The sequence below is a fragment of the Dokdonia donghaensis DSW-1 genome (genome assembly GCF_001653755.1).
GTDB classification, from domain to species: domain Bacteria; phylum Bacteroidota; class Bacteroidia; order Flavobacteriales; family Flavobacteriaceae; genus Dokdonia; species Dokdonia donghaensis.
Genome location: NZ_CP015125.1, coordinates 2538310 through 2549701 on the forward strand (window position 1 = coordinate 2538310; position 11392 = coordinate 2549701).

General features: G+C 39.2%; 12 protein-coding genes. 6 read left to right on the forward strand and 6 right to left on the reverse strand.

Annotated elements, in window-relative coordinates; translation table 11 throughout:
* The first annotated feature begins 17 nt into the window (after window positions 1-17).
* From I597_RS11115 to I597_RS11125, 3 genes are all read left to right on the forward strand, one after another.
* The gene (locus tag I597_RS11115) at window positions 18-908 is read left to right on the forward strand and encodes a dienelactone hydrolase family protein (protein ID WP_035324689.1); all 891 of its coding nucleotides are present in this window, start codon (window positions 18-20) and stop codon (window positions 906-908) included.
* An 85-nt stretch (window positions 909-993) separates the two neighbouring features.
* Complete coding sequence (locus I597_RS11120) at window positions 994-1476, forward strand: nuclear transport factor 2 family protein (RefSeq protein WP_035324688.1); 483 nt, start codon at window positions 994-996, stop codon at window positions 1474-1476.
* A gap of 11 nt (window positions 1477-1487) precedes the next feature.
* Window positions 1488-2747, forward strand: coding sequence for an MFS transporter (locus I597_RS11125; protein ID WP_035324687.1), 1260 nt, complete (start codon window positions 1488-1490; stop codon window positions 2745-2747).
* Between the two features lie 40 nt (window positions 2748-2787).
* Here the strand turns inward: I597_RS11125 and I597_RS11130 are convergent, their stop codons facing one another.
* The 3 genes from I597_RS11130 to I597_RS11140 form a co-directional block, all read right to left on the reverse strand.
* Entirely contained in the window at window positions 2788-3654 is an 867-nt protein-coding gene (locus I597_RS11130; RefSeq protein WP_021779234.1) for a hydroxymethylglutaryl-CoA lyase, read from the reverse strand.
* 43 nt (window positions 3655-3697) lie between these two features.
* The gene (locus I597_RS11135) at window positions 3698-5260 is read right to left on the reverse strand and encodes an NAD(P)/FAD-dependent oxidoreductase (RefSeq protein ID WP_035324686.1); all 1563 of its coding nucleotides are present in this window, start codon (window positions 5258-5260) and stop codon (window positions 3698-3700) included.
* 100 nt (window positions 5261-5360) lie between these two features.
* Complete coding sequence (locus I597_RS11140) at window positions 5361-5633, reverse strand: DUF4834 family protein (protein WP_035324685.1); 273 nt, start codon at window positions 5631-5633, stop codon at window positions 5361-5363.
* A gap of 110 nt (window positions 5634-5743) precedes the next feature.
* Here I597_RS11140 and I597_RS11145 point away from each other — a divergent pair, with 110 nt between their 5' ends.
* Genes I597_RS11145 through I597_RS11155 form a run of 3 tightly spaced genes read left to right on the forward strand, consistent with a single transcriptional unit; the run spans window position 5744 to window position 8367 of the window.
* A complete protein-coding gene (locus I597_RS11145) occupies window positions 5744-6736 on the forward strand; it encodes a transporter (protein ID WP_035324684.1) in 993 nt (330 codons plus the stop codon).
* A gap of 18 nt (window positions 6737-6754) precedes the next feature.
* Window positions 6755-7894, forward strand: a complete 1140-nt coding sequence (locus I597_RS11150) for an N-acetyltransferase (RefSeq protein WP_035324683.1) — start codon at window positions 6755-6757, stop codon at window positions 7892-7894.
* Between the two features lie 26 nt (window positions 7895-7920).
* Window positions 7921-8367, forward strand: coding sequence for a hypothetical protein (locus I597_RS11155; RefSeq protein ID WP_035324682.1), 447 nt, complete (start codon window positions 7921-7923; stop codon window positions 8365-8367).
* Window positions 8368-8375: 8 nt separating this feature from the next.
* On the opposite strand, the gene I597_RS11160 is transcribed toward I597_RS11155, so the two are convergent.
* From I597_RS11160 to pfkA, 3 genes are all read right to left on the reverse strand, one after another.
* Window positions 8376-9242 (reverse strand): N-acetylglucosamine kinase, encoded by an 867-nt coding sequence (locus tag I597_RS11160; protein WP_035324681.1) that lies wholly within the window; start codon window positions 9240-9242, stop codon window positions 8376-8378.
* A 108-nt stretch (window positions 9243-9350) separates the two neighbouring features.
* Window positions 9351-10352: a type I glyceraldehyde-3-phosphate dehydrogenase gene (gap, locus tag I597_RS11165; protein WP_035324680.1), complete on the reverse strand. Its 1002-nt coding sequence runs from the start codon at window positions 10350-10352 to the stop codon at window positions 9351-9353.
* A 15-nt stretch (window positions 10353-10367) separates the two neighbouring features.
* Window positions 10368-11354: a 6-phosphofructokinase gene (gene pfkA / locus I597_RS11170; protein WP_035324679.1), complete on the reverse strand. Its 987-nt coding sequence runs from the start codon at window positions 11352-11354 to the stop codon at window positions 10368-10370.
* Window positions 11355-11392: the final 38 nt, after the last annotated feature.

Genomic DNA, 11392 nt, shown 5'->3' on the forward strand with positions numbered 1-11392 from the left:
AATTAGACACGTATTATATGAAACCGCTACGCAAAGAAGATATCTCACAAGAAGTTTTTGACCTTTATGATGATTATGCTCACAATAAAATAGATCGCAGAGTTTTTATTGAGCGATTATCAGTATTTACTGTAGGTGCGGTGACCCTTCCAGCGCTATTGAGTTTTATAAGTCCAGATTATGAGACTACACAAACGGTCTCAAAAGATGATCCTACCATAGAAAGTGTTTTTATAAACTATGACTCACCAAAAGGTGGTGGCTCTATCAAGGCTTTATACAGTAAGCCTGTAAACGCATCTGGCAAATTACCAGGGGTCATTGTGGTACACGAGAACAGAGGTCTTAATCCTTATATAGAAGACGTAGGTAGACGTACTGCAAAGGCAGGATTCTTATCTCTAGCTCCAGATGCATTATCACCGCTGGGCGGCTATCCTGGTAATGATGATGAAGGCCGTGCAATGCAACGCAAGCGAGATAGACTGGAGATGATTGAAGATTTTATTGCCGCATATCACCATCTTAAAAATCACAAAGATTGTAATGGTAAGGTAGCTGTGGTAGGCTTTTGTTTTGGCGGGTGGGTTTCTAATATGATGGCCGTGCTTATTCCAGATCTCGTTGCTGCTGTCCCATTTTATGGTAGACAACCAGACGATGAGCAAGCCGCAGAAGTTAAGGCTCCGCTCCTACTACAATATGGCGGGCTTGATAAGCGTGTAAATGCTGGCTGGCCAGCTTACGAGAAGGTACTAACAGCAAATAATATCCCACACACGGCACATTTTTATGAAGGCGCAAATCACGGTTTTCATAATAATACAACACCAAGATATGATGAGAAAGCCGCTACCCTAGCCTGGGATAGAACAATTGCCTTTTTTAATAAGTACCTTACAGCCTAATCGCTGTATACTTAGATTACAAGAATAGCAAACCGTTATAGTTATTATATAATCTTAATGACGCTTTCGCGAAAGCAAGAAAAATATGAATGTTATAGAAAAATTTTACAAAGCCTTTCAAGAAGGTAATGCCAGCGGGATGACTGCTTGCTATGACGATAATATCGTATTTTCAGATCCTGCTTTTGGAGAGCTTCAAGGCAATCGAGCAAAAGCTATGTGGCATATGCTTATAGAACGCTCAAACGGCGCTATGACCATAGCTTATAGTGATGTCCAAGTTTCTGGTAATACAGCAACAGCAAAATGGACGGCTCATTATACCTACGGCCCAAAAAAGCGAAAGGTTGTAAACCACGTCCAGGCGGCGTTTGCTCTTAAGGATGGAAAAATTATAGCACATCACGACACCTTTGATATGTACACGTGGTCAAAGCAGGCACTGGGCACTCCAGGGTTACTATTAGGTTGGACAGGCTTTATGCGTAATAAAATCCAACAGAAAACAAACGGCTTACTCGACGCTTATATGAGGCGTAATAGTTCTAAAAACTATCAAGCTATTTAATACACAGCTCTGTGCAACGTACCACACCTTATCAATCTCCTTTTTACATTATACTACTTGTACTAGCTGGCGAGGCTGTATTTATACTTCCTTTTGTACTAGCAAGAGTTTTTAGAGCAACAGTGCTTGACGTATTTCAAATTACAAATACAGAACTAGGCTATTGCTTCTCCATTTATGGGATTGTAGCTTTAATATCATACATAATAGGCGGCCCACTCGCCGATAAATATCCGCCAAAAAGCCTAATGGGTATAGGTCTTATACTCACAGCTCTAGGAGGGATAGTGTATGCTAGTAATCCATCATTGCTCACACTGCAGGTACTTTACGGCTTCTGGGGATTTACGACTATATTTTTATTTTGGGCTGCGATGATTAAAGCTACACGTGTATGGGGTGGAGTTAGTAACCAAGGTAAAGCCTTTGGTTTTCTAGACGGCGGTCGTGGTCTGGTAGGCGCATCTTTTGGGTTGCTAGGAGTTGTTATCTTCTCACTTTTTATAGTAGAAGATAATGTCGCACTTACAAGTGCACAACAAGTAGAAGCTTTCCAAACTATTGTATATGCCTCTTCTGCCATAGTAGCTCTGGTGGGTATTATTGTACTCTTATTTTTGAAAACTAATGTGGCTCAACAAGAAAATAACACGCAAACCATTACGCTAGATGCTATAAAAACAGTCCTTAAACTACCATCTGTGTGGTTACTTATGATCATCATTTTATGTGCCTATGTAGGTTATAAAATCACAGACATATTCTCTCTATATGCAAAAGATGTGATGAATTATAGCGAGGTAGACGCCGCAAAGACGGGTACATTTTTACTATTTATAAGACCGCTAGTGGGTGTTATCGTTGGTTTTCTAGCAGATAGGTCGCGTGCCTCACTTTACCTATGTATGGGCTTTGCACTATCTATTATAGGAGCCATACTTTTTGCCTCAGACATACTTAGTGAAGATACTACCGTACTTTTCTTCTTAACTATCATTATCACAGCTCTTGGAGTTTATGCAGCACGAGTCCTCTACTTTGCTGTTATGCAAGAGGGTAAAATACCGCTTAAGTTAACCGGTACGGCGGTGGGTATTATCTCTTTTATAGGCTATACTCCAGATATTTTTGCAGGGCCTATGATAGGTTATTACCTTGATGGTATTCCTGGTAAAGAAGGTCACTTTGCTGTTTTTTGGATGCTAGCCATCTTTTCGGCAGTGGGGCTTGTGGCGTCTATTGCCTTTTATAGATTTGCTCGTACGGAGTAAGATTACGCTTTCGCGAAAGCGTAATAAAAACTATTTTCTTCTAGTGATATTTTTGAAATATTTTGAGCGCCTCGTTATAGCTGCTCTCAAAACTCATCGTGTTGATGTTATCATATGCTTGTACAGATGCAAAGTAAGAAACTAGCTTTTCTGTAGGCATATTACCGGTAAGATCATCTTTTGCCATAGGGCAACCGCCAAAACCTTGTATTGCTCCATCAAAACGCACACAACCGGCCTTGTAGGCCGCGTCTACCTTCTCGTGCCAGGTAGTAGGTGTGGTATGTAAATGTGCACCGAATTCTATGTTTGAGTACCTTGGTATTAAGTTAGAAAAAAGGTAGTCTATAGTTTCTGGGTCTGAGGTACCTACCGTGTCAGATAGTGATAATATCTTTACTCCCATCTTACTTAGTCGTTCTGTCCACTCCCCTACGATATCAACATTCCAAGGGTCTCCATATGGATTTCCAAAGCCCATTGATATGTAAACCACAAGCTCTTTATTTTTTGAGTCTGCGAGCTCTATAATGTCTTGTAGCAAATCTATAGACTGGTCTATGGTTTTATGCGTGTTACGCATCTGGAAGTTTTCTGAGATAGAAAAAGGATAACCCAGGTAGTCTACCATCTCGTGCTGTACAGCATCTTGCGCACCACGTAGGTTTGCGACTATGGTAAGGAGTTTACTATCTGTTTTTGAGAGGTCAAGGCTATGCAATACCTCTGCAGAGTCTTTCATCTGAGGGATTGCTTTAGGAGACACAAAGCTACCTACGTCTATCGTATCAAAACCACAACGCAGTAATGACTGGATATACTGTATTTTAGACTCCGTAGGAATCCAATCTTTTATGCCTTGCATCGCGTCACGAGGACACTCTATTATTTTTACCTTTTTACTCACTCTGTAAAAATAGGATTTTAAAAACGGACTTGTAAGACTTGCGTTACTTTAAGACCTGCTTCTTTTCAATAATCTTATCAACACAATTTATACCATCTATGGCAGCAGAGATGATACCCCCGGCATATCCAGCTCCTTCCCCGCAAGGGTAAAGACCTTTTACCTCTACGTGCTCTAGGGTTTCCCACTTACGTGGTATGGATACGGGTGATGACGTTCTACTCTCTGGTGCGTGTATTACGGCATCATTAGTAAGGTAGCCCTTCATCTTTCTACCATAAGCTATAAACGCTTTCTTTAAACGTTTGGATAAAATATCTGGAAGCACTTTATTGAGATTTACAGAGACTATACCGGGTTGATAGGACGTCTTTGGGAAGTTTTTTGAGACCCGACCGTCTACAAAGTCGCGCATACGCTGTGCCGGTGCTGCTTGGGTTTTTCCTGCGGCTTCCCAGCAAGCACGCTCTACAGACTTTTGAAAATCAAGGCATACAAAGGGATCATCCTTTTTATAATTAGGCAAATCTTCTGGAGTTACACTCACGACAATACCTGAGTTTGCATAAGGATTATCACGCTTAGAAGGGCTCCAGCCGTTTGTCACTACCTCTTCTTGACTAGTCGCACAAGGTGCTATAATACCACCTGGACACATACAAAAAGAATAAACCCCCATACCGTCTACCTGCTGTACTAGACTATAAGACGCTGGAGGTAAATAAGGATTATCACCATCTGAGTGATACTGTATATCATCTATAAGTTCTTGCTGGTGCTCTATACGTACACCTATGGCAAATGGCTTTGCCTCAATCTTAATATTACGTTTGTGCAGTAAGTAAAATATATCTCTCGCCGAGTGACCAGTCGCTAGTATCACATTATCAAAATCTAGCCAGTCTGTATCATTTACTTGTATAGCGGTAATCTGATTATCCACCACTTTGAGATCTGTGAGTTTCGTATCAAAACGTACTTCACCACCGTGTGCTATAATAGCCTCACGCATCGCCGTAATAATTTTAGGAAGCTTGTTTGTACCTATGTGAGGATGCGCATCTACTAGTATATCTTCTACCGCGCCAAAGTGTACAAACCACTCTAGAGCTTTAAGTACATTACCACGCTTTTTTGATCGTGTATAAAGCTTTCCGTCTGAGTAGGTGCCTGCGCCTCCTTCTCCAAAACAATAATTTGAATCAGGATTAACAATATGGTCTTTATTTATAGCCGCAAGGTCTCGTCTTCTCGCTCTTACATCTTTACCACGCTCAAAAATTATGGGTTTTAGTCCGCCTTCTACCGCGCGTAAAGCGGCATACAGCCCCGCAGGACCAGCTCCTATAATGGCTATCTCTGGAGCGTTAGAAACATCTTGTGGTACAAATGGAGGAATACTAGGTCGCTCCTCGCCTTTTTTCCAAAACTCTATTTGTAGCGATATTTTTACCGGTGATTTACGAGCGTCTATAGAGCGCTTACGTATATCCCACTCACGCACATCGTCTGCACGAAGTCGCGCTTTTTTAAAAGCAACCTCTGCGATGTAGTCATCATCTTCGGCCTGGTGTGGGAGAACATTTATTTGTACAAGTGTAGACATAGCGCAAAGATAAGTGCTTTGCAATCTTGAAGTGCGTAATGACTCTAAAAAATGGTGGTAGAAATATGGTTTTTACGCTTTCGCGAAAGCGTACTCAACATTAATCTATCTCCTCATAGTCTACATACTCTCCTACAACTTTTGAAGATTTTTTTGGGACATCTCTTGTAGGCTCCTGTTGTGATTGCCCATATTGTTGCGCCTGTTGCTGGAAGCCTTTAAAGGCGTTTTCCATTTTCTGACCAGCTTTTTTTGTAATGTAACGAACAATGTATGGCCAAGCTAATTTTGCCAAGAAACGAAGCCCAAAATATACCAGAAGTATAATGGCAATCGTTTTAATAAAACTTGGAATTTCTGCAACTAGCAGCATAATCTTTACTTTTTTTTCAAAATTAGTAATTATAGCTTGCAACAAAGAGATGTAGAAGCCTAAAAAAAAGATAAATTCTTCTATATTTGAAAGACTAACCCATAACCTTTATGCACACCGTACGTATTATTGTTACTCTATTGATTTGTGTCGCTACAACAGGCTCAATTACAGCACAATACACAGAGACAATTAACTCAAACAGACCTGGAGAATCTCAAGGCGCTTTTAGTGTAGGGACTCGTGTCTTACAGGTAGAAACGGGTTTTGACATTGGGAATGACACCCACTCGCTTTTACAGACAGATACAGATATACTGGGGTATAATCTCAATTTACGCTATGGCTTGTTTTTTGAAAAACTAGAGCTTAACGGATTGATGAGATACCAGCGCAACGAGGTATCATTCATATCTGGATCTGCCTCGCCAGATGTTATCGCAGGACTCGAGACGGTACAAATAGGTGCCAAATACCTTATTTATGACCCATATAAATATGCTCGTGACGAGGTAAATCTATACAGCTACCACGCAAATAGACGTTTTAAGTGGAAGTCTCTTATACCAGCCGTTACCGTATATGCTGGAGGAGTTTTTGATTTTACAAACAGTCAGTTTAATTCTATACGTGAGGATGGTATAAGTCCTAACTTAGCGCTTATATTCCAGCATAACTGGGGTCGCTGGGTGTGGGTAAATAATATTATAGTAGATAGAGCAGGTACTACATACCCTACTAACTCTTGGATTACAACCTTGACACACTCTTTTAATTCAAAATTTGCTGGCTTTGCAGAGTACCAGCTTATAGACGGTGATCTCTATGCAGATTATCTTGTACGAGCAGGAGCTGCATATCTTATCACAAAAAATCTACAAGTAGACCTTAGTGGTCTAGCAAACTTTAAAGACACCCCTACACGCTGGAACGTCTCTGCAGGAGTTTCTTACAGACTAGATTTACACGAGAAGGATGAGATTATAAAAGATAGAGATGCAGATGGTGATAAAAAGAGCTCATCAAAACGTCAAGCAGAGCGCATTAATAAAAACAGAAAACGTAAAGATGCAGTAGATCCTGACGGTGACGGCATTAAATAATACCCCTAAATATTGCAGATGATTACGCTTAAGGAAATGATTACCCCAAAAGAACTCAAACAATTTGTTAAGTTCCCATTTTCCCTATATAAAAATGAACCTAAGTGGGTACCTCCTATTGTGGCAGATGAGCTAGATAGTATGGACCCTGCAAAAAACCCTGTGTTTAAAAATGCAGAAGCACGCTATTTTCTCGCTTTCGCGAAAGCGGAAAACGGAAAACAAGAAGCAGTAGGAAGAATATGTGCTATCATAAATCATATTGAAATAAACAAGCAGAAAAAACCTAAAATGCGCTTTGGCTGGTTTGATGTAATAGATGACATAGAAGTAACTAAAGCACTGTTATCTAAAGTCTCAGAGATAGGGGAAGAAAACAATCTTGAGTTTATGGAGGGACCTGTAGGTTTTTCTAATATGGAAAAAGCAGGATTACTTATAGAGGGATTTGAGTATCTCAACACAATGATTACTTGGTATAACTACCCGTATTACAAGGATCACTTTGAGCAACTAGGTTTTGAAAAAGCTGCCGAATGGGTTGAATATAAAATTCAAATAGACCCACCAGAAAAGCAAAATCCTAAAGTCAAGAAGTTTGCAGATATTATTGCAAAGCGCTATGAGCTTAGCCCGCTAGAGTTTAAAACCTCTGCAGATGTAAAGCCTTATGTAGATGAGATGTTTGGGCTACTTAATAAAACATATAATACTCTTAGCACATTTGTACCTATACAGCAGTATCAAATAGATCACTATAAGGAGAAATATATAAAATATATTCACCCAGATTTTATAAAGTGTGTGCAAGATAAAGAGGGGAAACTAGTAGCCTTTGCCATCACGATGCCGTCATTTAATGAAGCGCTTAAAAAAGCAAATGGATCGCTCTTTCCTTTTGGGTTTTATCACTTGCTTAAAGCAAAAAAGAAAAATGACACTGCTGCCTTCTACCTTATAGGTATTGATCCAGAATATCAAAACAAAGGGGTAACGGCTGTTATTTTTCAAAAAATGCAAGAATTATTTAATTCTAGAGGGATTACTCAAGTTGAAACAAACCCAGAACTAGAAGAAAATAAAGCCATACAACAGCTCTGGAAAAATTACGAACACAAACTTCATAAACGTCGAAGAACGTATCGCAAAGATTTATAGTACACTTTTATACTGGTAACACAATTATGATAGATTCACTAAGCCTCATAGGTCTTGCTGTAGATGCTGCTCTAGTCGTACTTATTTTAATCGTACAGCTCATAATATACCCTAGCTTCTTATATTATAATCGTGATAATCTTGTAAACTGGCATAACAAGTATACAGGTAAGATTGCTGTAATAGTGGGGCCACTTATGGTAATACAACTTTTACTAGCTGTTTATACGGTAGTGACTGGTAGTTTATATATGATAGGGACTATTTATCTAGTCTTCGTATTATCTACTTGGGTTACCACTGCACTTATATTTGTACCGTTACATAAAAAAGTGACCCAAAATACTCACACAGATGGAGATCTTAGGTCACTTGTTTCAAAAAACTGGATACGTGTTGTTTTATGGGTTATAATTCTATGTATAACGGTATTAAAACTTAATATACTCCAGCTGTTTTCTTTTTATAATTAACAGTGTTGCTACTTGGCAAGAATGTGTTCTTTATGATGCGCAACGAGGCCATCTATAGGTCGCTTAAGAATCTTACCAGCTGTAAGTCCAAAATTATTCAATACCTCTTTGAGTTCGGCTTGTAAATAAAAACCTATAGAACCTACAAAGTGTATAGGTATGTCTTTTGCATCTGGAAACTGAAGAACAATCTGGTGTTCTACAAATACAGAAAGCCCTTCCTTTATAACTCCTTGGCAATACTCCTCATCTTTATTCTCAATAATGAAACGTGCAAAGGTTGCTAGATACGTATTAGGATTAGGGTTTTTATAAAGGTGATTCTTTATATTTTCTGAGCTTAAATCATATTCTGACTCAAATTTTTGGGCTAGCGCTTCTGGTATTTTACCAAATTTATAATCACGTATGAGTTGACGTCCAAAATAGTTACCACTAGCATCATCCATCACTACATATCCTAGTGATACTACTTTTTGGATTATTTTTTCTCCATCAAAGTAACTGCAGTTAGAACCTGTACCTAGTATACAAACTATACTTTTCTCTCCCTCTGTAGCGGTAGCATATAATGCAGCAAAGGTATCTTCTTTAAGTACTATATCTGTAGCTTTTGTAAATATCTCATCAAAAACACTTCTCATTAAAACACGAGGGCGCTCTGTACCACAACCAGCACCATAGAAGTAAAGTGCTTTTACATCTTTTCTATGCTTATAAAGCTCAAAGTTGTTTACAATACGTTCTCTCAATATCTCTTGAGACAATACTTGAGGGTTTAACCCTAAGGTTTGTGTTTGGAAAAGACTTTTACCATCATCAGTTAGCGCAATCCAATCTGTTTTTGTCGAACCGCTATCTACTACTAAAATCATATAATACGTGTATGAAGAAAAAATAAAAAACGCTTTTGCAGCAATATATACTCAACCTAATATTCTTAGATTGTTACATATATAACTACAAAAGCGCGCTAATGCATCTTAAAGTGTATTTACTTTTTCTGCAAGGTCAACGAGTTTGTTTGAGTATCCAAACTCATTATCATACCAAGATACAAGCTTGAAAAAAGTTGGGTTTAATTCTATTGCACTATCTGCATCAAATACAGAAGTACGTGTCTCGCTTACAAAATCTTGAGATACAACTGCATCTTCTGTATAACCTACCACACCTTTCATAGAACCTTCGGCAGCATCTTTGAATGCTTTTTTAATAGCTTCTACAGACGTTGCTTTTGAAGTCTTCACAGTTAAGTCTACTACAGAAACATCTGCCGTAGGTACACGGAAAGCCATCCCTGTAAGTTTTCCATCTACTGCTGGTAGTACTTTCCCTACTGCTTTTGCAGCTCCTGTAGATGTAGGTATAATGTTATTTAAAGCACTACGACCTAGACGGTAGTTCTTGCGGCTAGGTGCGTCTACTACAAATTGTGTAGAAGTACCTGCGTGTATTGTAGTCATAAGCGCCTCTTCAAGACCAAAGTTATCTTCTATAACTTTTGCCATAGGTGCTAGACAGTTTGTTGTACAAGACGCGTTAGACACCACCGTGTGCTCTGCAGTAAGATCTCCATCATTTACTCCCATTACAAACATAGGTGCATCTTTAGATGGTGCAGAGATAACAACTTTCTTTGCTCCACCTTCTATATGGTAATTTGCAGTTTCTAGCGTAGTAAAAATACCTGTACACTCTGCTACAACATCTGCTCCAGCTTCATCCCACTTAAGATTTTTAGGATCACGCTCTGCAGTAACACGTATAGTTTTACCGTCTACAACAAGGTGTCCATCTTTTACCTCTACAGTTCCATCAAATCGTCCGTGTACAGAGTCATATTTAAGAAGGTATGCTAGGTGATCTACATCCAGTAAATCGTTTATTGCTACTACATCTACATTATCACGCTTTACTGTCGCTCTAAATACGATACGTCCAATACGTCCAAAACCGTTTATTCCTAATTTTAAATTTGCCATTATTCTTCTCTATTATTATGTGGTCATTATCTCTGACACACGGATTAATTCTTTATTTATTTTACTCTCTCCCTTAATTGCTTGTTCTAGCGGTGTAAGGGTCATTGTATCGTGTATGGTACCTACCATATAATTACTTTTTCCTTCTATAAGACTCTCTACAGCCTTTACTCCCATACGGCTAGCTAGCACGCGATCATAGCAAGTAGGAGATCCTCCTCGCTGCATATGCCCTAGTACAGAAACACGTACGTCATACCCCTCAAGATTATCATCTACATAATCTTTAAGTTCAAAAACAGATTTCCCAATTTTATCACCTTCGGCTACGACAACGATACTTGACGATTTTCCAGATATTTTAGAACGCTGTAGCGATTCTACTAGTCGTTCTATACCCATATCTTCTTCCGGTATTAAGATCTCTTCGGCCCCAGCACCTACTCCAGCATTTAGAGCAATGTGACCTACATCGCGGCCCATTACTTCTACAAAAAAGAGCCTGTCGTGTGAGTGTGCAGTATCACGTATTTTATCTATAGCATCTACAGCGGTATTAAGTGCTGTATCATACCCTAGTGTGCGATCTGTACCACTTATATCATTATCTATAGTACCAGGTATACCTATCACAGGGAAGTCAAACTCTGCATTAAAATGAAGTGCTCCCGTAAACGTACCGTCACCACCTATAACGACAAGTGCATCTACACCTGCCTTTACCATCTGGTTGTGAGCAATCTGTCTACCATCTGTAGTTCTAAAACGCTCACATCTGGCAGATTTTAAGAAAGTCCCGCCTTTATTAATTATACCACGTACACTTCTTGCGTCTAGCGGAATAAAATCACCCTCAATCATACCATCATACCCTCTGTGTATCCCTACACATTCTAACTCGTGATAAGCACAAGTACGTACAACAGATCTTACTGCAGCATTCATTCCTGGGGCGTCTCCTCCAGAGGTCATAACTGCTATTTTGGTGATTTTTTTACTCATATAAGCATAATTTTAGATTAAATTTAGCAAACTTAATG